This is a genomic window from Salmonella sp. K21076 (genome assembly GCF_039650795.1).
GTDB classification, from domain to species: domain Bacteria; phylum Pseudomonadota; class Gammaproteobacteria; order Enterobacterales; family Enterobacteriaceae; genus Salmonella; species Salmonella enterica.
Genome location: NZ_JBCLYA010000008.1, coordinates 100,214 through 122,253, shown reverse-complemented (window position 1 = coordinate 122,253; position 22,040 = coordinate 100,214). Strand labels below are relative to the sequence as shown.

Sequence of the window (22,040 nt, the reverse complement as noted above, 5' to 3'; positions counted from 1 at the left end):
CATGGCTGATTACCAGGACAAAAACGTCGTCATTATCGGTCTGGGCTTAACCGGACTCTCTTGCGTGGACTTTTTTCTCGCCCGCGGCGTGACGCCGCGGGTGATGGATACTCGCGTGACGCCGCCGGGTCTGGATAAGCTGCCGCAAGAGGTTGAGCGTCACGTTGGCGGCCTGAACGACGAGTGGCTCTTAGCGGCGGATTTAATCGTCGCCAGCCCTGGTATTGCTCTGGCGCATCCCTCTCTTAGCGCTGCCGCCAGCGCTGGAGTGGAAATTGTCGGCGATATCGAACTGTTTTGCCGCGAAGCGCAAGCGCCGATTGTGGCCATCACCGGCTCGAACGGCAAAAGCACCGTGACCACCTTAGTGGGCGAGATGGCGAAGGCGGCGGGCGTCAATGTCGGCGTTGGCGGCAATATCGGTCTTCCGGCGCTGATGCTGCTGGATGCCGATCGCGAATTGTACGTGCTGGAATTATCCAGTTTCCAATTGGAAACTACCTCAAGTTTGCAAGCGGCGGCGGCAACGGTGCTCAACGTCACTGAAGATCATATGGACCGGTATCCGTTTGGTTTGCAACAGTACCGGGCGGCGAAACTGCGCGTCTACGAGAAGGCGAAAGTGTGCGTAGTGAATGCCGATGACGCGTTGACGATGCCGGTACGCGGGGCCGATGAGCGCTGCGTCAGCTTTGGCGTCAATATGGGTGATTATCACCTTAATCGTCAGCAGGGCGAAACCTGGCTACGAGTCAAAGGTGAGAAGGTGCTGAACGTGAAAGAGATGAAGCTTTCCGGTCAGCATAACTATACCAATGCGTTAGCGGCGCTGGCGCTGGCGGATGCCGTAGGTCTGCCGCGCGCCAGCAGTTTGAAGGCGTTGACGACATTTACCGGTCTGGCGCATCGCTTCCAGCTGGCGTTGGAGCATAACGGCGTTCGTTGGATCAACGACTCGAAAGCGACCAATGTCGGCAGTACCGAAGCGGCGCTAAACGGTTTGCATGTGGACGGTACGCTGCATCTGCTGCTGGGCGGCGACGGTAAGTCGGCAGACTTTTCTCCGCTGGCGCGCTATCTGACCGGCGATCGTATCCGCCTGTATTGCTTTGGGCGCGATGGCGCGCAGCTTGCCGCACTGCGTCCGGAAATCGCCCAACAGACTGAGACGATGGAAGAGGCGATGCGTTTGCTGGCGCCGCACGTTCAGCCGGGTGATATGGTGCTGTTGTCGCCCGCCTGCGCCAGCCTCGATCAGTTTAAAAATTTTGAGCAACGGGGCGATGTCTTTACCCGTCTGGCGAAGGAGTTAGGTTGATGCGTTTATCTCTCCCCCGTCTGAGAATGCCGCGCGTACCAGGCTTTGGCCTCCTGGCCTGGCTGTTTGCGGCGCTTAAAGGCTGGGTGATGGCTTCGCGCGATAAAGACGCCGACAGTCTGATCATGTATGACCGCACGCTGCTATGGCTGACCTTCGGGCTGGCGGCGATTGGTTTTGTCATGGTGACGTCGGCCTCCATGCCAGTCGGGCAGCGCCTGGCGAACGATCCGTTTTTGTTTGCCAAACGTGATGCGCTCTATATCTTCCTGGCATTTTGTCTGGCGATGGTCACGCTACGTTTGCCCATGACCTTCTGGCAAAAATACAGCACGACGATGCTGATTGCGTCGATCATTATGCTGCTTATCGTGCTGGTCGTCGGGAGCTCGGTTAACGGGGCGTCGCGCTGGATTGCGCTGGGGCCGCTGCGTATTCAGCCTGCGGAGTTTACCAAGCTGTCGCTGTTCTGCTACCTCGCGAACTATCTGGTGCGTAAGGTTGATGAAGTGCGAAATAACCTGCGCGGCTTTTTAAAACCAATGGGCGTGATTCTGGTGCTGGCGGTGTTACTGCTGGCACAGCCTGACCTCGGGACGGTGGTCGTACTGTTTGTCACCACGCTGGCGATGCTGTTTCTTGCCGGGGCGAAATTATGGCAGTTCATCGCCATTATCGGGATGGGCATCTCGGCGGTGATTCTGTTAATCCTCGCCGAACCGTATCGTATTCGCCGCGTTACCTCGTTCTGGAACCCCTGGGAAGATCCGTTCGGCAGCGGTTATCAGCTGACGCAGTCGCTGATGGCTTTTGGTCGCGGTGAGATATGGGGGCAAGGGCTGGGGAATTCGGTGCAGAAACTGGAGTATTTGCCGGAGGCGCACACCGATTTCATCTTCGCCATTATTGGGGAAGAACTGGGTTATATCGGTGTGGTATTGGCGCTTTTAATGGTATTTTTCGTCGCTTTTCGCGCGATGTCGATTGGCCGTAAGGCATTGGAGATTGACCACCGTTTTTCCGGATTTTTAGCGTGTTCTATCGGTATCTGGTTTAGTTTTCAGGCGCTGGTAAACGTTGGCGCGGCCGCGGGGATGCTGCCGACCAAAGGTCTTACGCTGCCGCTGATCAGTTATGGCGGGTCGAGTCTGTTGATTATGTCGACGGCCATTATGTTTTTATTACGTATTGATTATGAAACGCGTCTGGAAAAAGCGCAGGCGTTTACACGAGGTTCTCGATGAGTGGTCAACCGAAGCGGTTAATGGTGATGGCGGGCGGTACCGGCGGGCACGTGTTCCCCGGACTGGCCGTTGCGCATCATTTAATGGCCCAGGGCTGGCAGGTTCGCTGGCTGGGTACCTCCGATCGTATGGAAGCGGATTTAGTGCCGAAGCATGGCATCGATATTGACTTTATTCGGATCTCCGGTCTGCGCGGTAAAGGCGTAAAAGCGCTTCTGGCGGCGCCGCTGCGGATTTTTAACGCCTGGCGGCAGGCGCGGGCGATCATGAAGCGGTTTAAGCCGGATGTCGTGCTGGGAATGGGCGGTTATGTTTCCGGCCCCGGCGGTCTTGCCGCCTGGTCATTGGGTATTCCGGTCGTTTTGCATGAGCAAAACGGTATCGCCGGGCTAACCAATCAGTGGCTGGCCAAAATCGCGACCACGGTGATGCAGGCGTTTCCCGGTGCGTTCCCGAACGCGGAAGTGGTGGGTAACCCGGTGCGTACCGACGTACTGGCGTTGCCGTTGCCGCAGGTGCGTCTGGCCGGTCGTGACGGCCCGATTCGCGTGTTGGTGGTCGGCGGTTCTCAGGGGGCGCGAGTCCTGAACCAGACGATGCCGCAGGTTGCCGCCAGACTGGGCGATACGGTTACAATCTGGCATCAAAGCGGAAAAGGCGCGCAGCTCACGGTAGAGCAGGCATATGCCGGGGCGGGACAACCGCAGCATAAGGTAACGGAATTTATCGATGGCATGGCCGCCGCCTATGCGTGGGCGGATGTGGTGGTATGTCGTTCCGGCGCTTTAACGGTGAGCGAGATCGCCGCCGCCGGGTTACCGGCGATATTCGTGCCGTTTCAGCATAAAGACAGGCAGCAGTACTGGAATGCGCTGCCGTTAGAAAACGCCGGCGCAGCTAAGATTTTTGAGCAGCCGCAGTTTACTGTAGAGGCTGTCGCCGACACCCTGGCGGGGTGGTCGCGCGAGGCGTTGTTAACCATGGCGGAGCGTGCCCGCGCGGTATCCATTCCGGATGCTACCGAGCGCGTCGCCAGTGAAGTCAGCCGGGTTGCCCGGACATAATTTGTGGCGGTGCCTTTTGCATCGCAGGGTTTTTCTACCCTCAATAATTTGGGTTGCAGGCAAGCCAACGCATCTGCAATTTGAAGTATGGCGGGTATTGGAGTTAATGGCGTAAAGAATGAATACACAACAACTGGCAAAACTGCGTTCCATCGTGCCCGAAATGCGTCGCGTTCGGCACATTCACTTTGTCGGCATCGGTGGTGCTGGTATGGGCGGTATTGCCGAAGTTCTGGCCAATGAAGGGTATCAGATCAGTGGTTCCGATTTAGCGCCGAATCCGGTGACCCAGCAGTTGACGAGCCTGGGGGCGACGATTTTCTTTAACCATCGTCCGGAAAATGTGCGTGATGCCAGCGTGGTCGTCGTTTCCAGCGCAATTTCCGCGGATAACCCGGAAATTGTCGCGGCGCATGAAGCGCGTATTCCGGTTATTCGCCGTGCGGAAATGCTGGCGGAACTGATGCGTTTTCGCCACGGCATCGCCATTGCCGGGACGCACGGAAAAACCACAACGACCGCGATGGTGTCCAGTATTTATGCCGAAGCGGGGCTGGACCCGACTTTCGTGAATGGCGGATTGGTGAAAGCCGCAGGCGTTCATGCGCGTCTGGGCCATAGTCGTTACCTGATTGCCGAGGCAGATGAGAGCGACGCATCCTTCCTGCATTTGCAGCCGATGGTTGCGATCGTCACCAACATCGAAGCCGACCATATGGATACCTATCATGGCGACTTTGAAAATTTAAAGCAGACGTTTATTAACTTCCTGCATAACCTGCCGTTCTACGGTCGCGCGGTAATGTGCGTCGACGATCCGGTCATCCGCGAGTTGCTGCCGCGGGTGGGGCGTCAGACCACGACGTATGGCTTTAGCGAGGATGCTGACGTCCGCGTAGAAGATTATCAGCAGATAGGGCCGCAGGGGCACTTTACGCTGTTGCGCCAGGGAATGCCGGATCTGCATGTCACGTTGAATGCGCCGGGTCGCCACAATGCCCTGAATGCCGCCGCGGCAGTGGCGGTAGCGACCGAAGAAGGCATCGACGATGACGCTATCCTGCGCGCGCTGGAAAGCTTCCAGGGGACCGGGCGTCGTTTTGACTTCCTCGGCGAGTTCCCGCTTGAGCCGGTGAATGGTAAAGCCGGGACGGCGATGCTGGTGGATGACTATGGACATCATCCGACCGAAGTGGACGCCACCATTAAAGCTGCGCGAGCAGGGTGGCCGGATAAAAACCTGGTGATGCTGTTTCAGCCGCATCGTTACACGCGCACGCGCGATCTGTATGACGATTTCGCCAATGTGCTGACCCAGGTCGATGCGCTGCTGATGCTGGACGTTTACCCGGCGGGCGAAGCGCCGATTCCGGGCGCGGATAGCCGTTCTTTATGTCGCACGATTCGTAATCGGGGAAAAATTGACCCGATTCTGGTTTCCGATCCGGCTCAGGTTGCGACAATGTTAGCGCCGGTGCTGACGGGTAACGACTTGATATTAGTGCAAGGCGCAGGAAATGTTGGCAAAATTGCGCGTTACTTATCTGAAATCAAGCTGAAGCCGCAAATCCAGGAGGAAGAGCAACATGGCTGATAAAATCGCGGTCCTGTTGGGCGGAACCTCTGCGGAGCGGGACGTTTCGTTAAATTCCGGCGCGGCAGTGTTGGCCGGGTTACGTGAAGGCGGTATTGATGCGCATCCCGTCGATCCGCAAGAGGTCGATGTCGCGCAGCTTAAAGCAATGGGCTTTCAGAAGGTCTTTATTGCGTTGCATGGCCGCGGCGGTGAAGATGGCACCTTACAGGGAATGCTTGAACTGCTCGGCCTGCCTTATACCGGCAGCGGCGTGATGGCCTCGGCGCTTTCCATGGATAAACTGCGCAGTAAATTGCTGTGGCAGGGCGCAGGCTTACCGGTTGCGCCGTGGGTCGCGCTGACGCGCGCTGAGTTTGAAAAAGGCCTTAGCGAAGAACAAAAAGCGCGAATTTCGGCGCTGGGTTTACCGCTGATCGTCAAACCCAGCCGTGAAGGCTCCAGCGTCGGTATGACGAAAGTAGTAGAAGAAAATGCTTTACAGGGTGCGTTATCATTGGCTTTTCAGCATGATGACGAAATACTGATTGAGAAATGGCTGTGCGGTCCGGAATTTACGGTGGCGATAGTTGGCGAAGAAATTTTACCGTCAATTCGTATCCAACCGGCAGGAACCTTCTATGATTATGAGGCGAAGTATCTCTCTGATGAGACTCAGTATTTCTGCCCTGCCGGTTTAGAAGCGTCCCAGGAAGCCGCGCTACAGTCTCTCGTCCTGCAGGCATGGAAAGCTTTAGGCTGCACGGGATGGGGGCGTATTGACGTCATGCTGGACAGCGATGGTCAGTTTTATCTGCTGGAAGCCAATACTTCTCCGGGGATGACCAGCCATAGTCTGGTGCCGATGGCGGCGCGTCAGGCGGGAATGAGCTTCTCGCAGTTAGTGGTACGAATTCTGGAGTTGGCGGACTGATATGTCGCAGGCTGCGCTGAACACGCGAAACAGTGATGAAGAGACGCCTTCTTCACGCCGCAATAATGGAACGCGTCTTGCAGGAATATTATTCCTGCTGACGGTACTGTGCACCGTGTTTGTTAGCGGGTGGGTCGTGTTAGGGTGGATGGAAGATGCGCAGCGTTTACCGTTATCAAAGCTGGTATTAACCGGCGAGCGTCACTACACGCGTAACGATGATATCCGTCAGGCGATACTGGCTCTGGGCGCGCCGGGAACCTTCATGACGCAGGATGTGAACATTATCCAGAGCCAGATTGAGCGTTTGCCGTGGATTAAACAGGCCAGCGTCAGAAAACAGTGGCCTGATGAATTGAAGATTCATCTGGTTGAATATGTGCCGATTGCGCGTTGGAATGATCAACATATGGTCGATGCTGAAGGGAACACCTTCAGCGTGCCGTCAGACCGCATCGGCAAACAGGTTTTACCCATGTTGTACGGCCCGGAAGGCAGCGCGAGTGAAGTGTTGCAGGGATACCGCGAGATGGGGCAGGTGCTGGCTAAGGATAAATTCACTCTAAAGGAAGCGGCGATGACCGCACGTCGCTCCTGGCAATTGACGCTTAATAACGGCATTAAGCTCAATCTCGGCAGGGGCGATACGATGAAAAGGTTGGCTCGCTTTGTAGAACTCTATCCGGTTTTACAGCAGCAGGCGCAAACCGATGGCAAACGGATTAGCTACGTTGATTTGCGTTATGACTCAGGTGCGGCAGTTGGCTGGGCGCCGCTCCCCCCTGAGGAATCTAATCAGCAACAGAATCAGGCACAGGCAGAACAACAATGATCAAGGCGACGGACAGAAAACTGGTAGTAGGACTGGAGATTGGCACCGCGAAGGTTGCCGCTTTAGTAGGGGAAGTTCTGCCCGACGGTATGGTCAATATCATTGGCGTGGGCAGTTGCCCATCGCGGGGTATGGATAAAGGCGGGGTGAATGACCTTGAGTCAGTGGTGAAATGCGTTCAGCGCGCCATTGACCAGGCGGAATTGATGGCTGATTGCCAGATCTCCTCGGTATATCTGGCGCTTTCCGGCAAACATATTAGCTGTCAGAATGAAATTGGTATGGTGCCCATTTCCGAAGAGGAAGTGACGCAGGAAGATGTGGAAAACGTCGTGCATACTGCGAAGTCAGTGCGCGTGCGCGATGAACATCGCGTGCTGCATGTGATTCCTCAGGAGTACGCCATTGACTACCAGGAAGGCATTAAAAATCCGGTCGGTCTTTCCGGCGTGCGTATGCAGGCGAAAGTACATTTGATTACCTGCCACAACGATATGGCAAAAAACATTGTCAAAGCTGTTGAACGTTGTGGTCTGAAAGTTGACCAACTGATATTTGCCGGACTGGCGGCCAGTTATTCCGTGTTAACGGAAGATGAACGTGAACTGGGCGTCTGTGTCGTGGATATCGGCGGTGGTACAATGGATATCGCCGTTTATACTGGCGGCGCGCTGCGTCATACCAAAGTGATCCCTTACGCGGGGAACGTGGTGACCAGCGATATCGCTTATGCCTTTGGTACGCCGCCGAGCGATGCTGAAGCCATTAAAGTTCGCCACGGTTGCGCGCTGGGTTCCATTGTCGGTAAAGACGAAAGCGTTGAAGTACCGAGCGTAGGCGGGCGTCCGCCGCGCAGCCTGCAACGTCAGACGCTGGCGGAAGTGATTGAGCCGCGTTACACCGAGCTGCTCAATCTGGTCAACGAAGAGATATTGCAATTACAGGAACAGCTTCGCCAACAAGGGGTAAAACATCACCTGGCGGCGGGCATTGTGTTAACCGGCGGCGCGGCGCAAATCGAAGGGCTTGCTGCTTGCGCTCAGCGCGTGTTTCATACGCAGGTGCGTATCGGCGCGCCGCTGAATATCACCGGTCTGACGGATTATGCCCAGGAGCCGTATTACTCAACGGCGGTGGGATTGCTTCACTACGGGAAAGAGTCCCACTTAAACGGTGAAGCAGAAGTGGAAAAACGTGTTACGGCATCAGTTGGCTCGTGGATCAAGCGACTTAATAGCTGGCTGCGAAAAGAGTTTTAATTTTTATGAGGCCGCCAGATATTACGGCCTCAGGCGACAGGCACATGACGGAGAGAGATTATGTTTGAACCTATGGAACTAACCAACGACGCGGTGATTACAGTCATCGGCGTCGGTGGTGGCGGCGGTAACGCTGTTGAACACATGGTGCGCGAGCGCATCGAAGGTGTTGAATTCTTCGCGGTGAATACCGACGCGCAGGCGTTGCGTAAGACGGCGGTTGGCCAGACCATTCAAATTGGTAGCGGCATTACCAAAGGTCTGGGCGCCGGCGCTAACCCGGAAGTCGGCCGTAATGCGGCGGACGAAGACCGTGAAGCGCTGCGTGCGGCGCTTGAAGGCGCAGACATGGTATTTATCGCGGCAGGCATGGGCGGCGGTACCGGAACCGGCGCGGCGCCAGTGGTTGCTGAAGTGGCAAAAGATTTAGGTATTCTGACCGTTGCCGTGGTGACTAAGCCTTTCAATTTTGAAGGCAAAAAGCGCATGGCATTTGCGGAGCAGGGTATCACCGAGCTGTCCAAGCATGTGGACTCGTTGATCACCATCCCGAACGACAAGCTGCTGAAAGTGCTGGGCCGTGGCATCTCCCTGCTCGACGCGTTCGGCGCGGCTAACGACGTGCTGAAAGGCGCGGTTCAGGGTATCGCAGAGCTGATCACCCGCCCGGGCCTGATGAACGTCGACTTTGCTGACGTGCGTACCGTGATGTCTGAAATGGGCTACGCAATGATGGGCTCCGGCGTGGCGAGCGGTGAAGACCGTGCGGAAGAAGCGGCTGAAATGGCTATTTCTTCTCCGCTGCTGGAAGATATCGACCTGTCCGGCGCGCGCGGCGTGTTGGTCAACATTACGGCGGGCTTCGACCTGCGTCTGGATGAGTTCGAAACCGTCGGTAACACCATCCGTGCCTTTGCGTCGGATAACGCCACCGTGGTTATCGGTACCTCTCTGGACCCGGATATGAACGACGAACTGCGCGTGACCGTTGTTGCCACTGGAATTGGTATGGACAAGCGTCCTGAAATCACTCTGGTCACCAATAAACAGGTGCAGCAGCCGGTGTTGGATCGTTATCAGCAGCACGGTATGGCGCCGCTGACGCAGGAGCAAAAAACGGTCGCGAAAGTGGTTAACGACAATGCGCCACAGGCGGCGAAAGAGCCGGATTATCTGGATATCCCCGCATTCCTGCGTAAGCAAGCTGATTAAGAATTAGCTGGAATTTGGGATTCTGGGCTCTTTGTGCTAAACTGGCCCGCCGAATGTATAGTACACTTCGGTTGGATAGGTAATTTGGCGAGATTATACGATGATCAAACAAAGGACACTTAAACGTATCGTTCAGGCGACTGGCGTCGGTTTACACACCGGCAAAAAAGTCACCCTGACATTACGCCCTGCGCCGGCCAATACCGGGGTCATCTATCGTCGCACCGACTTGAATCCACCGGTAGATTTCCCGGCCGATGCCAAATCTGTGCGTGATACCATGCTCTGTACGTGTCTGGTGAATGAGCATGATGTACGGATTTCAACCGTTGAGCACCTGAACGCTGCTCTGGCGGGCTTAGGTATCGATAACATCGTTATTGAGGTTAATGCCCCGGAAATCCCGATCATGGATGGCAGTGCCGCTCCGTTTGTCTACCTGCTGCTTGATGCCGGTATTGATGCACTGAACTGCGCCAAAAAATTCGTACGCATCAAAGAGACTGTTCGGGTTGAAGATGGCGATAAATGGGCTGAATTCAGACCGTACAATGGTTTTACGTTGGATTTCACCATCGACTTTAACCATCCGGCGATCGATTCCAGCAGCCAGCGCTACGCGATGAACTTCTCTGCGGATGCTTTCATGCGCCAGATCAGCCGTGCGCGTACCTTCGGTTTTATGCGTGATATCGAATATCTGCAGTCCCGCGGCCTGTGCCTGGGCGGCAGCTTCGATTGTGCCATCGTTGTTGACGATTATCGCGTATTGAACGAAGACGGCCTGCGTTTTGAAGATGAATTCGTTCGTCACAAAATGCTCGACGCGATCGGTGACTTGTTCATGTGTGGTCACAATATTATTGGTGCGTTTACCGCGTATAAATCCGGTCACGCATTGAATAACAAATTGTTACAGGCAGTCCTGGCAAAACAGGAAGCCTGGGAATTTGTGACCTTCCAGGACGACGCAGAACTGCCGTTGGCTTTCAAAGCGCCTTCGACGGTACTGGCATAACGACATACGCTGTCGTATAAAATTCGACTGGTTAACCTGGCACTCTCTCCGGCCAGGCGAGCTAGTCGTTTTTTTTTTTACTATCCTTTATCTGCGCTTTCCTTAATACAGCCATTTTGACAGGGTTAAATGGAAACACGGCGCGTTCGCTGTTTTCTTAGCCGATTTTCACCTTAGCTTCTCGTCATTACTGCTGTAGCGCGTACGCTTTAATGATAAGATTTGTGCGCAAATTGTTTTGATTCCGTAAGCCCATGAGGGGCATATCAGGTGGCAATGACGTGAGTGGAATACTGACGCGCTGGCGACAGTTAGGCAGACGATACTTCTGGCCGCATCTCTTATTAGGGATGGTCGCGGCGAGTTTTGGTTTGCCCGCGCTCAGTAACGCCGCTGAAACCAATACGCCTGCAAGGACGACCGCCAGCACCGCGTCTAAAGTTAACTTTAGCCATCTTGCGCTGTTAGAAGCCTCTAACCGTCGTCCCAATTTCACCGTAGATTACTGGCATCAGCACGCTATTCGCACGGTGATTCGCCACCTTTCTTTTGCAATGGCGCCGCAAACGCTGCCCGTTGCCGACGCGCCGTCGCCATTACAGGCGCATCATATCGCCTTACTGAATACGCTCAGCGCGATGCTCACGCAGGAGGGCACGCCGCCGGCGATTGTTCGCCGCCTCTCCCTGGCGTATTTTGCGCCACAAACCGCATTTAGCATCCCGGCCTGGATAAGTCAGGCGCAGGGTATCCGCGCCGGTCCGCAACGTCTCAGCTAACGAAAAAAGACCCTTTTACTTTATTTGTAGCTCCGCGGCGCGGGGCATTTGAGACTTTATTATGCTAATCAAATTATTAACCAAAGTATTCGGTAGCCGTAACGATCGTACGCTGCGTCGTATGCGTAAGGCCGTCAGCCTTATTAATGCGATGGAACCGGAGATGGAAAAACTCTCCGATGACGAACTGAAAGCGAAAACCAACGAATTTCGCGCCCGTATTGGAAAAGGCGAAAGCGTAGAGAGCCTGATTCCGGAAGCGTTCGCGGTGGTGCGTGAAGCCAGTAAACGCGTCTTTGGGATGCGTCACTTCGACGTTCAGCTATTGGGTGGCATGGTGCTCAACGATCGTTGTATTGCCGAAATGCGTACTGGTGAAGGTAAGACGCTGACCGCAACCCTGCCAGCCTACCTGAACGCGCTGTCCGGCAAAGGCGTTCATGTGGTGACCGTGAACGACTATCTGGCGCAGCGTGACGCCGAAAACAACCGTCCGCTATTCGAATTCCTCGGTATGTCCGTTGGTATCAACCTGCCAGGTATGCCTGCGCCAGCCAAACGTGAAGCTTACGCTGCCGACATCACTTACGGCACTAACAACGAATACGGTTTTGACTACCTGCGCGACAACATGGCGTTCAGCCCGGAAGAGCGCGTGCAGCGTAAACTGCATTATGCGCTGGTGGATGAGGTTGACTCCATCCTGATCGATGAAGCGCGTACGCCGCTGATTATTTCCGGCCCGGCGGAAGATAGCTCGGAAATGTACAAAAAAGTGAACAAAATCATTCCGCACCTGATTCGTCAGGAGAAAGAAGATTCTGACACTTTCCAGGGCGAAGGCCACTTCTCCGTTGATGAGAAAGCGCGCCAGGTTAACCTGACCGAACGCGGTCTGGTGCTGATCGAAGAGCTACTGGTGCAAGAAGGCATTATGGATGAAGGCGAGTCGCTCTACTCGCCTGGCAATATTATGTTGATGCATCACGTCACCGCCGCGCTGCGCGCGCACGCGCTGTTTACCCGTGACGTGGATTACATTGTGAAAGACGGCGAAGTCATCATTGTTGATGAACATACCGGTCGTACCATGCAGGGGCGTCGCTGGTCTGACGGTCTGCACCAGGCGGTAGAAGCGAAAGAAGGCGTTGAAATTCAGAATGAAAACCAGACGCTGGCGTCTATTACCTTCCAGAACTACTTCCGTCTGTATGAAAAGCTGGCCGGTATGACCGGTACGGCGGATACTGAAGCCTTCGAATTTAGTTCTATCTATAAGCTGGACACCGTCGTTGTTCCGACCAACCGTCCGATGATCCGTAAAGATTTGCCGGATCTGGTCTACATAACCGAAGCGGAAAAAATCCAGGCCATTATCGAAGATATTAAAGAACGTACCGCGAACGGTCAGCCAGTGCTGGTCGGGACGATTTCTATCGAGAAATCTGAAGTGGTCTCCAGAGAGCTGACCAAAGCGGGCATCAAACATAACGTACTGAACGCAAAATTCCACGCCAACGAAGCAGGCATCGTTGCGCAGGCTGGTTATCCAGCGGCGGTCACTATCGCTACCAACATGGCGGGTCGTGGTACCGATATTATGCTGGGCGGTAGCTGGCAGGCGGAAGTCGCTGCGCTGGAAGCGCCGACGGAAGAACAGATTGCGCAGATTAAAGCGGACTGGCAGGTACGCCATGACGCGGTTCTGGCTGCCGGCGGCCTGCATATCATTGGCACCGAGCGCCATGAATCCCGCCGTATCGACAACCAGCTGCGTGGCCGTTCCGGTCGCCAGGGCGATCCGGGTTCTTCCCGTTTCTACCTGTCGATGGAAGATGCGCTGATGCGTATTTTCGCCTCCGATCGTGTCTCCGGTATGATGCGTAAACTGGGAATGAAGCCGGGCGAAGCGATTGAGCACCCGTGGGTGACGAAAGCTATCGCTAACGCGCAGCGTAAAGTAGAAAGCCGTAACTTCGATATTCGTAAGCAACTGCTGGAATATGATGATGTGGCGAACGATCAGCGCCGTGCAATTTATACCCAGCGTAACGAACTGCTGGATGTGTCTGACGTGAGCGACACCATTAACAGCATTCGCGAAGATGTCTTTAAGGCGACTATCGACGCCTACATTCCGCCGCAGTCGCTGGAAGAGATGTGGGATATCCCGGGTTTGCAGGAACGCCTGAAAAACGACTTCGACCTGGAGATGCCGATTGCCGAATGGCTGGATAAAGAGCCGGAGCTGCATGAGGAGACGCTGCGTGAGCGCATCCTGGCGCAGTCCATCGAGGTGTATCAGCGTAAAGAAGAGGTGGTTGGCGCTGAAATGATGCGTCATTTCGAAAAAGGCGTGATGCTGCAAACGCTCGATTCCCTGTGGAAAGAGCATTTGGCGGCGATGGATTACCTGCGTCAGGGTATTCATCTGCGCGGCTATGCGCAAAAAGATCCGAAGCAGGAATACAAGCGCGAATCCTTCGCTATGTTCGCCGCGATGCTGGAATCGCTGAAATATGAAGTGATCAGTACCCTGAGCAAAGTCCAGGTACGTATGCCGGAAGAGGTCGAAGCGATGGAAATGCAGCGTCGCGAAGAGGCGGAGCGCTTGGCGCAGATGCAGCAGCTAAGCCATCAGGATGACGATGCCGCCGTGGCTGCCGATCTGGCCGCCCAAACCGGCGAACGTAAGATTGGACGTAACGATCCTTGCCCTTGTGGTTCCGGTAAGAAATACAAACAGTGTCACGGTCGCCTGAGCTGATGCGATAAACTTACCGGCCTGATAAGACATAATGTGTTGCCATCAGGTCGGTCGGTGCTGGCATTATTGCCGAAGGGCGCTACGCTTATTCGGCCTAGCATTGAACACAGATAAAAAGGCGCAGGCGACTGCGCCTTTTTTATGGATGCACCAAGATGAAAAAACTGCAAATCGCGGTTGGGATTATCCGCAACCCGAACGACGAAATTTTTATTACCCGACGCGCCGCTGATGCGCATATGGCGAACAAGCTGGAATTTCCCGGCGGAAAAATTGAAGCCGGCGAAACACCAGAGCAGGCGTTGATCCGGGAGCTACAGGAAGAGGTGGGGATTACGCCAACACAGGTGACATTATTCGACACTCTGGAATATCAATTCCCGGATAGACACATTACGCTGTGGTTTTGGCTGGTTGAACGCTGGGAGGGCGAACCGTGGGGGAAAGAAGGACAGCCGGGACGGTGGATCGCGCAAAACGCGTTGAATACGGACGATTTTCCGCCGGCCAATGAACCGATTATTCGTAAATTACGCCAATTTGCGCCTTAGTGGGGGATCGCAACACGATCCCCATCGATCTTATTAGCGATTTAATGTCGACATAATTTCCGGCCAGTAGCGGGGGCCGGCTGCGGCGTCGTGAGGAAAAACCGCCTCAATTGCCGCCAGCTCCTGCGGGCTTAGGGTCAGTGATAACGCGCCGAGGTTTTCATCCACCCTGGCGCAGTGGCGGGTGCCGGGAATGGGAACGAGGTGCCTGTTGCGGGCCAGCAGCCAGGCCAGCGCTAATTGTGCGGGGGTACACTCTTTTTCGCGTGCCATTTGTTTTATTGCTTCAGCCAGACGTAAATTGCGCGAGAAGTTCTCACCCATGAATCTGGGATTTGTGCGACGGAAGTCATTCGCAGCAAAATCTTCTGGCGTTTTAATCGTACCGGTCAGAAATCCGCGTCCCAGCGGGCTGTAAGCGACGAATCCTATACCCAACCGTTCACAGGTGGAAAGTGCTGAAATTTCCGCTTCGCGGGACCAAAGCGAATACTCACTTTGCAGCGCGGTAATAGGGTGAACGTTATGGGCGCGTTCCAGCGTTTGCGTTGATGCTTCGGATAGCCCGAGATAACGCACTTTTCCCTCGCGCACTAGGTCCGCCATTGCACCGACAGTCTCTTCTATGGGAACTGATGGATCAACGCGATGTTGATAGTACAGATCGATATGATCGACCCCCAGGCGTTGCAGGCTTTGCTCACAACTACGGCGAACGTACTCCGGTCTGCCATTGACGCCACGCGCCATAGGGTTAGCAGGGTCGAGAACGATACCAAATTTCGTCGCTAAAAATACCCGATCGCGACGATCGGCGATGGCTCTTCCGACTAACCTTTCATTGGTATAAGGGCCATACATATCTGCGGTATCGAGCAGTGTTACCCCCTGATCTAACGCATAATGTAGCGTCTTAATTGAGGTGCTGTCGTCATGAGCGCCGTAAAATGCGCTCATGCCCATACATCCCAGTCCGATGGCTGACACTCGCGGTCCGTTTGCGCCTAATGTACGATATTGCATACTGCCTCCATGAGGATATTTTGTGCATGGCAGGCAGTCTATACCTGGCGTATAAGATGAAAAATAGGGGGAATAAGCATGGTTTATGAAGGCTGGCTTAATAATGCGTCATGATGTGATGTCCGTATTGCATGCTTTTTGCATGATTGCTGAAAACCATAGCTTCACGCGGGCAGCGGCGCAGTTACATATTTCCACGTCGGCGTTAAGTCAGAATATGCGTCAACTGGAGGATGAACTTGGCGTGAAATTATTGAACCGAACCACCCGGCGTGTCGGTTTGACAGAAGCAGGACATGCCTTTCTTGCCAGTATCAGACCCGCATTGAACCATATTGATGAGGCGATGGAACATGCCTGCCAGAGCCGCGATATACCCGGAGGGACATTACGCCTGACCGTACCGCGCACGGCGGCCACGCTTCTGTTACAACCTAATCTCGCCGGCTTCATGCGCGATTATCCCGATATTCGGCTGGATATCGATGTGAATGACGGTTTTGTGGATTTAATTAACGAACGCTTTGATGCCGGTATTCGCTTTGGCGATGCGGTACAACTTGATATGAATGTCGTTCCGCTCGGTGATGTTTTACGCCCGGCGATCGTAGCATCCCCTGCATACCTTGCGCGTTTTGGCACGCCGCTGCATCCTCAGGAGCTCATCAATCACCGCTGCCTTTGCCATCGTTTTACGCGTGAGAGCGGGCTATATCGGTGGGAGTTTGTTCATGGAGCGCAACGGCTGGAAATTACGCCGGAAGCCGCGTTAATGGTGAATGATAAAGCGTTGCGTCTCTCCGCCGCGCGTGATGGGGCAGAGCTAACCTACGTTTTTGAACAGGATGTCCACGAAGACTTACAGGATGGGCGGTTGTGTTCCGTACTTGAGGAGTGGCTGCCTGCGGCGGACCGGTTTTATTTGTATTATCCCGGCCGCGCGCATATGGCGCCAAAACTACGCGTATTTATTGATTATTTTTGTCATAAGGCGATATTGCCGTCTCAACAGAGCTATCACCGTTAGCGCTCTTCGCTCCAGTCGTCGCTATCAGACTGGTCGCCGCTGCTGGCGATTCGTTTCTCTTCGGCGGCCCATTCGCCCAAATCAATTAACTGACAGCGTTTAGAACAAAATGGGCGGAAGGGGCTAATTTCCCCCCAGACGACCGGTTTACCGCAGGTCGGACAGTTTACGACGGTCACGTCAGACATTTTTACTCCTTAGCAACAGGCCAGTTCAAAATCAAGACGCTCCGGCACCAGACCATTTTCACTATCCAGCGGCATAAAGCGAATGGCAAAACGGCTCTTATGGCCGGAAATTTGCGGATAAAGTTGTGAATCGAGCGTCAGCATAAGACGCAGCAAATCGGCGTCGTCCCCGTTATCCTGATAAAAACCGTTCAGGCTGGTTTGCTTACGGAAAGGCGCTGAATTACGGATCAGATCAAGCACCAGCGTCAGCGCCTGGGTGAGGGGATTCAGGCTGGCAAGCCAGCTTTCAATCTGGGCATCGCGCTGCGCCTGTTGTAGGTGCAACCAGATATGCAGAGTGGGTAAATCGAAACTGCAACAGCCGCCAGGAATACTTAAGCGTTGACGCACAAGAGCAATCAAGCGATCTTCGCGTAGCTGCTGGCCAATCCTCGGGGCGGAGATCAGCACGCTGCCCGCCGATTTTAACTGCTGGCGCAGGGCTTCAATACGGTCTTGATCGACGCCGGGAACCTCAACCCAGGCCTGTAATTTACGCTGCTGGCGCTCCAGTTCTTTCAGCAGTTCGGTACGGACTTCGCCCCGTTCGAACACATCCAGTAGATCGCTGATATTACGGAAAAAATGCAGTGCGCCAGCATGGTCTGCAATTGGCAGGTTGATGGAGAGCTGTTGGATCAAAAACTCTATGCGCAGCCACGTACGCATCTTCTCATTGAGAGGGTGTTCAAATAGGACCTGGGTGTGCATTACGGTTTTTCCTGTGAGACAAACTGCGACGCGAGCTTAAGATAACTGGCGTGCAGGCGGGCCACATCTGATGCGATAGCATCCGGTGCGCCGTTATTATCAATAACATCGTCCGCCACGGCAAGGCGCGCTTCACGCGTCGCCTGCGCAGCGAGAATGTGTTCAACATGCTCGCGCGTAACATCATCACGCTGCATTGTGCGTATGAGCTGCGTTTCGGGCGTAACGTCAACCACCAGTACGCGGTTGGCTTTTTGATACAACCTGTTTTCAACCAGCAGAGGCACAACCCATAACACATAGGGCGACGTAGCCTGTTGAAACTGTCGTTGGGTTTCCTGCTGAATTAAGGGATGAAGCAGAGCGTTAAGCCAGGCTTTTTCTTCCGGATGCGAAAAAATACGCTCACGCAGTGCCCGGCGACGTAACGTGCCGTCGGCGGCGATAAGTTCAGAACCAAAATGTTCCGCTATTGCGTTCAGGGCGGGCTGCCCTGGCTCAACCATCTGGCGCGCGATAATATCCGCGTCGATGACGGTTATTCCGAGGTCAGCGAAGGCATCAGCGACGGTACTTTTACCGCTGCCAATACCGCCGGTTAAGGCTACGGTATACCTCATATCTCCAGCTTCCGGAATTTTAGTTTGATAATCAAAAGGTTAAATTTTAAACATACAAAGACGATATGCTCTGAGCATTAACCTACTATTCGCCAGGTAAATTTATGGGATTGTAACGTAAAAAAAGAGAATTTCTGAGTCTTGTACGGCCATGATTAGTGCGTATGATAGCGTCACTGGAGTTGTGAGTTTCGATTTTTCGCCATTAACCTCAGGAATCCGCACATGCGTATTGAAGAAGATCTGAAGTTAGGTTTCAAAGACGTTCTTATCCGTCCTAAGCGTTCTACCCTCAAAAGCCGTTCCGATGTCGAACTGGAACGTCAATTCACCTTTAAACACTCAGGTCAGACCTGGTCTGGCGTACCGATTATCGCGGCCAATATGGATACCGTCGGGACGTTTGAAATGGCGCAAGCGTTGGCCGGGTTTGATATTCTGACCGCTGTACATAAACATTATAGCGTTGAAGAGTGGGCAGCTTTTATCAACACGGCTTCGGCTGATGTTCTCAAGCATGTGATGGTTTCCACCGGGACCTCTGATGCTGATTTCGAAAAAACCGTGCAGATTCTGGCGCTGAATCCTGCGCTGAACTTTGTCTGTATTGATGTGGCCAATGGCTATTCAGAACATTTTGTGCAGTTCGTCGCAAAAGCGCGTGAAGCATGGCCGTCAAAAACAATCTGCGCAGGCAATGTGGTAACGGGCGAGATGTGCGAAGAGCTTATCCTCTCCGGCGCCGATATCGTGAAAGTGGGAATTGGTCCCGGCTCCGTATGCACGACGCGTGTAAAAACCGGCGTCGGTTATCCGCAACTGTCGGCGGTTATCGAATGTGCTGACGCGGCGCATGGCCTGGGCGGCATGATCGTCAGCGATGGCGGCTGCACCATGCCAGGCGACGTAGCAAAAGCCTTCGGCGGCGGCGCGGATTTCGTTATGTTGGGCGGTATGCTGGCGGGTCACGAAGAGAGCGGCGGCAGCGTGGTAGAAGAGAATGGCGAGAAATTCATGCTGTTCTACGGCATGAGTTCGGAATCTGCGATGAACCGTCATGTCGGCGGCGTTGCGAAATACCGCGCGGCAGAAGGTAAAACGGTTAAATTGCCACTGCGTGGGCCGGTGGGCAATACCGCCCGCGATATCCTGGGCGGTCTACGCTCAGCCTGCACTTATGTCGGCGCGTCTCGCCTGAAAGAGTTGACCAAACGCACCACCTTTATTCGGGTGCAGGAACAAGAAAACCGCATTTTCAATAGCCTCTAATATTCTGGCTGGCGTAAATGTGCGCCAGCCTTATCCCATCCCGCTCATCGCGTCTCCCAAATGAAAAATCGGCAAATACATCGCCACCACCAGCGTACCGATAATTAAGCCGGTGATGATCAATAACGCCGGTTCCAACAGCGACGCCAGATTATCGGCCAGCGCCAGCGTAGATTCACTGTGGTGACGGGCAAGGTTATGCAGCATGATATCGAGTGAACCGGACGCTTCGCCCGTTCTGACCAGTTGCAGGCATAGCGGACTAAATTCCTGGGTATTTTTTAGCGCCAACCAGACCGGATTGCCCGCGGCGATCTCCTGATGTACCTGCGTTAAACGCTGTGACCAGTAAGGGCAGCCGAGACTATCGATAGCGCTTTCCAGTCCCTGAAGAAAAGGAATGCCTGCGCTTTGGGTTAATGCCAGTACGGTGAATATTTGCGCTAGTTTCTGGCCTCTTATCAGGCGACCCATAACGGGAAGCCGTAGCAGAAGACGCTGCCGCTGCGCTTGCCAGGACGGTTTTTGTTTTAACCTGCGGTGAGCGATAGCAACGAGCATCGTCAGGAACAAGATGAGCCAACCCCATGCCGGCCCCCATTGCGCTATCGCGATAATACCGCGTGTCAGAAGAGGAAGCGGGGTATTGAAGCTACGGTAAATGGCGGCAAATTCCGGCAGGACAAAGTGCAGCATGGCGAAAACGACCAGGGCGGCCATTGTTAGAATAATGGCGGGATAGCGCAGCGCCTTTTTCACGCTAACCGTAATCTGCCGTTGCGCTTTTTGCTGACGGGCCAGTTCAAAGCAGCATTCGGCCAGTTTGCCGGTCAGTTCTCCGGTGCGGATCATCGTCTGGTAGAGCGGCGGAAATACCTGCGGCCAGGAGACTAATGCGCTGGAAAAAGGGACGCCCTGTTCAAGCTCGTGAGCCAGCGTGCGCAACAGCGCTTGCCATTGTCGGTGGGGATGCTGTTTCGCAAGGAGTTCCAGCCCTTCAGAAAGCGTCAGTCCGGCATGAATGAGCGTGGCCAACTGATGAATAATTTCAGCGCTTTGCTCTTCTTTCCACAGTGCGGCGTTAACGCTTATGCGCTTGATGCGAAGCGGCATAATGCGCTGATGTTGCAGGGTGATGATCAGCGCCAGACGATTGTCCACCCATACAACGTCTTGTTCCAGTTGACCTTTATCGTTAACGCCTTGCCAGCGCCAGAGCTGTTTAACGCTCATGGGGCATTCCCAGAACGCGCAGTATCTCTTCAAAGGACGTCATGCCTTGCTCAACGGCGCGACAGCCATTTTCAAAAAGCGTCCCTGTACCGGTCTGCTGGAGGTGGGCTTCCAGTGCTTGCGCCGATGCGCCGCTCGCAATTAACTGACGTAATGCCGGGGTAACGGTTAACACTTCGAATAACGCGGTTCGGCCATAAAAGCCGTGGTAGCAATGCTGACAGCCGTTTGCCTGCCAGCGCGGTAGCGCGCTGGGCCAAAGATTGGGCGATAGCACCACGGGATCGCTCAGACGCTGTTTGCAGTGCGGGCAAAGCTTCCTTACCAGGCGTTGCGCTACCACCAGCGTAAGCGCCGATGAGATCATCCAGCGTGTTACGCCTATTTGCTGCAAACGTATCAGGGTTTCGCTGGTGGAGTTCGTATGGAGTGTTGAAAGTACCAGATGGCCCGTTTGTGCCGCCTTAATGGCGATTTCTGCGGTGTCGCCGTCACGAATTTCACCTACCATGATGATGTCAGGGTCCTGGCGTAAAAGCGCGCGCAGCACATTTTGAAAGGTGAGCCCGGCGCGGGGATGGATCTGCGTCTGGTTAATCCCATCCAGTGGAATTTCTATCGGATCCTCAACGCTACAGAGGTTGATACCCGGCGTATTCCGGGTTTGTAGCGCGCTGTATAGCGTGACCGTTTTTCCGCTACCGGTGGGGCCAGTCACCAGTACCAGCCCCTGAGGTTGCTGTAGGGCTTGTCTAAAAGCGGTAAGTTGTGCCCCGTACATGCCCAGCGTGTCCAGATCCAGCGTTTGTTCAACCTGATGCAACAACCGTAAGACGACTTTTTCGCCTTCTTTACAGGGAAGCGTGGCGATACGAAAAGAGATGCTGTCGCCCGTCAGGTCAACGGTAAATTGCCCGTCCTGCGGCAGCCGATGTTCAGCGATGTCCAAATTTCCTAGGACTTTCAATCTGGCCGTCAGCGCAAGCCCCGTCTCTTTGGCGATGTCCTGCAGAATATGAAGAACGCCATCGATGCGGAGCCTTATCCGGTAGCGGCTGGCGCCGGGTTCGAGATGGATATCAGAGGCGCGTTTCGCCATCGCCGAGCGTAATGTCTGATTGAGAAGCTGGGCCGCGGTTTCTCCGCCTTTCGCGGCGTTTGTCGAGGGTGCCTGATCCGGCTTATGCCGATGATTTTCCATTTGCTGGCGAGTCCAGCACACAATATCAATCTGTTTTTGCGTGGCGAAATGCAGAGCGTCCAATAACGCATGAGAGGGCGCGTCGACCACCGCAACAGTGATACTGTTGCTGGCGCTATTGATCAGTACAGCCTGATGACGTTGACACAAGGTGTTGAGCTGAGCGTCTTTCATC

General features: G+C 54.3%; 20 protein-coding genes. 14 read left to right on the top strand and 6 right to left on the bottom strand.

Annotated features, from left to right (window positions below; genetic code table 11):
- The first annotated feature begins 1 nt into the window (after nt 1).
- The 12 genes from murD (at nt 2) to mutT (ending at nt 14,551) form a co-directional block, all read left to right on the top strand.
- A complete protein-coding gene (gene murD, locus AAYN39_RS03925; protein ID WP_000796441.1) occupies nt 2-1,318 on the top strand; it encodes a UDP-N-acetylmuramoyl-L-alanine--D-glutamate ligase in 1,317 nt (438 codons plus the stop codon).
- Nucleotides 1,318-2,562 (top strand): cell division protein FtsW, encoded by a 1,245-nt coding sequence (ftsW, locus tag AAYN39_RS03920; protein ID WP_001239803.1) that lies wholly within the window; start codon nt 1,318-1,320, stop codon nt 2,560-2,562. Before murD ends, ftsW begins: the two co-directional genes overlap by 1 nt.
- Nucleotides 2,559-3,626, top strand: a complete 1,068-nt coding sequence (murG, locus tag AAYN39_RS03915; protein ID WP_000016622.1) for an undecaprenyldiphospho-muramoylpentapeptide beta-N-acetylglucosaminyltransferase — start codon at nt 2,559-2,561, stop codon at nt 3,624-3,626. Before ftsW ends, murG begins: the two co-directional genes overlap by 4 nt.
- 118 nt (nt 3,627-3,744) lie before the next feature.
- Nucleotides 3,745-5,220, top strand: a complete 1,476-nt coding sequence (murC, locus tag AAYN39_RS03910) for a UDP-N-acetylmuramate--L-alanine ligase (RefSeq protein ID WP_001096072.1) — start codon at nt 3,745-3,747, stop codon at nt 5,218-5,220.
- Nucleotides 5,213-6,133, top strand: coding sequence for a D-alanine--D-alanine ligase (locus AAYN39_RS03905; RefSeq protein ID WP_000763895.1), 921 nt, complete (start codon nt 5,213-5,215; stop codon nt 6,131-6,133). Before murC ends, AAYN39_RS03905 begins: the two co-directional genes overlap by 8 nt.
- A 1-nt stretch (nt 6,134) precedes the next feature.
- Nucleotides 6,135-6,965 carry a cell division protein FtsQ gene (gene ftsQ, locus AAYN39_RS03900; RefSeq protein WP_000075728.1) on the top strand — a complete coding sequence of 277 codons (831 nt, stop codon included), beginning with the start codon at nt 6,135-6,137 and terminating at the stop codon, nt 6,963-6,965.
- Nucleotides 6,962-8,224 carry a cell division protein FtsA gene (gene ftsA / locus AAYN39_RS03895; RefSeq protein ID WP_000588463.1) on the top strand — a complete coding sequence of 421 codons (1,263 nt, stop codon included), beginning with the start codon at nt 6,962-6,964 and terminating at the stop codon, nt 8,222-8,224. Before ftsQ ends, ftsA begins: the two co-directional genes overlap by 4 nt.
- A gap of 60 nt (nt 8,225-8,284) precedes the next feature.
- Nucleotides 8,285-9,436, top strand: coding sequence for a cell division protein FtsZ (gene ftsZ, locus AAYN39_RS03890; RefSeq protein WP_000462798.1), 1,152 nt, complete (start codon nt 8,285-8,287; stop codon nt 9,434-9,436).
- Nucleotides 9,437-9,536: 100 nt separating this feature from the next.
- On the top strand, nt 9,537-10,454 hold the full coding sequence (gene lpxC, locus AAYN39_RS03885) for a UDP-3-O-acyl-N-acetylglucosamine deacetylase (protein WP_000595474.1): 918 nt from the start codon (nt 9,537-9,539) through the stop codon (nt 10,452-10,454).
- A gap of 281 nt (nt 10,455-10,735) precedes the next feature.
- Complete coding sequence (secM, locus tag AAYN39_RS03880; RefSeq protein WP_000014336.1) at nt 10,736-11,233, top strand: secA translation cis-regulator SecM; 498 nt, start codon at nt 10,736-10,738, stop codon at nt 11,231-11,233.
- A gap of 61 nt (nt 11,234-11,294) precedes the next feature.
- On the top strand, nt 11,295-14,000 hold the full coding sequence (gene secA, locus AAYN39_RS03875; RefSeq protein WP_000905763.1) for a preprotein translocase subunit SecA: 2,706 nt from the start codon (nt 11,295-11,297) through the stop codon (nt 13,998-14,000).
- Nucleotides 14,001-14,155: 155 nt separating this feature from the next.
- Complete coding sequence (gene mutT / locus AAYN39_RS03870; protein WP_000736063.1) at nt 14,156-14,551, top strand: 8-oxo-dGTP diphosphatase MutT; 396 nt, start codon at nt 14,156-14,158, stop codon at nt 14,549-14,551.
- A 33-nt stretch (nt 14,552-14,584) separates the two neighbouring features.
- On the opposite strand, the gene AAYN39_RS03865 is transcribed toward mutT, so the two are convergent.
- Entirely contained in the window at nt 14,585-15,574 is a 990-nt protein-coding gene (locus AAYN39_RS03865) for an aldo/keto reductase (RefSeq protein ID WP_001200039.1), read from the bottom strand.
- Nucleotides 15,575-15,659: 85 nt separating this feature from the next.
- On the opposite strand from AAYN39_RS03865, the gene AAYN39_RS03860 reads away from it, so the two are divergent.
- The gene (locus AAYN39_RS03860; RefSeq protein WP_001802116.1) at nt 15,660-16,601 is read left to right on the top strand and encodes a LysR family transcriptional regulator; all 942 of its coding nucleotides are present in this window, start codon (nt 15,660-15,662) and stop codon (nt 16,599-16,601) included.
- Here AAYN39_RS03860 and yacG read toward each other — a convergent pair.
- Genes yacG through coaE form a run of 3 tightly spaced genes read right to left on the bottom strand, consistent with a single transcriptional unit; the run spans nt 16,598 to nt 18,162 of the window.
- Nucleotides 16,598-16,789 (bottom strand): DNA gyrase inhibitor YacG, encoded by a 192-nt coding sequence (gene yacG, locus AAYN39_RS03855; RefSeq protein ID WP_001286419.1) that lies wholly within the window; start codon nt 16,787-16,789, stop codon nt 16,598-16,600. The two genes, AAYN39_RS03860 and yacG, sit on opposite strands and share 4 nt — an antisense overlap.
- A gap of 9 nt (nt 16,790-16,798) precedes the next feature.
- On the bottom strand, nt 16,799-17,542 hold the full coding sequence (gene zapD / locus AAYN39_RS03850; RefSeq protein ID WP_000557441.1) for a cell division protein ZapD: 744 nt from the start codon (nt 17,540-17,542) through the stop codon (nt 16,799-16,801).
- Nucleotides 17,542-18,162 (bottom strand): dephospho-CoA kinase, encoded by a 621-nt coding sequence (gene coaE, locus AAYN39_RS03845; protein ID WP_001270913.1) that lies wholly within the window; start codon nt 18,160-18,162, stop codon nt 17,542-17,544. The genes zapD and coaE overlap by 1 nt, the downstream gene beginning before the upstream one ends.
- Nucleotides 18,163-18,387: 225 nt before the next feature.
- Between coaE and AAYN39_RS03840 the strand changes: the two genes are divergently transcribed.
- Nucleotides 18,388-19,431 carry a GMP reductase gene (locus tag AAYN39_RS03840; RefSeq protein WP_001217357.1) on the top strand — a complete coding sequence of 348 codons (1,044 nt, stop codon included), beginning with the start codon at nt 18,388-18,390 and terminating at the stop codon, nt 19,429-19,431.
- A 30-nt stretch (nt 19,432-19,461) separates the two neighbouring features.
- Here the strand turns inward: AAYN39_RS03840 and hofC are convergent, their stop codons facing one another.
- Together hofC and gspE are read right to left on the bottom strand one after the other, a co-directional pair.
- Nucleotides 19,462-20,664, bottom strand: coding sequence for a protein transport protein HofC (hofC, locus tag AAYN39_RS03835; RefSeq protein WP_000114107.1), 1,203 nt, complete (start codon nt 20,662-20,664; stop codon nt 19,462-19,464).
- Nucleotides 20,654-22,039 carry a type II secretion system protein GspE gene (gspE, locus tag AAYN39_RS03830; RefSeq protein WP_000650611.1) on the bottom strand — a complete coding sequence of 462 codons (1,386 nt, stop codon included), beginning with the start codon at nt 22,037-22,039 and terminating at the stop codon, nt 20,654-20,656. The genes hofC and gspE overlap by 11 nt, the downstream gene beginning before the upstream one ends.
- Nucleotide 22,040: the final 1 nt, after the last annotated feature.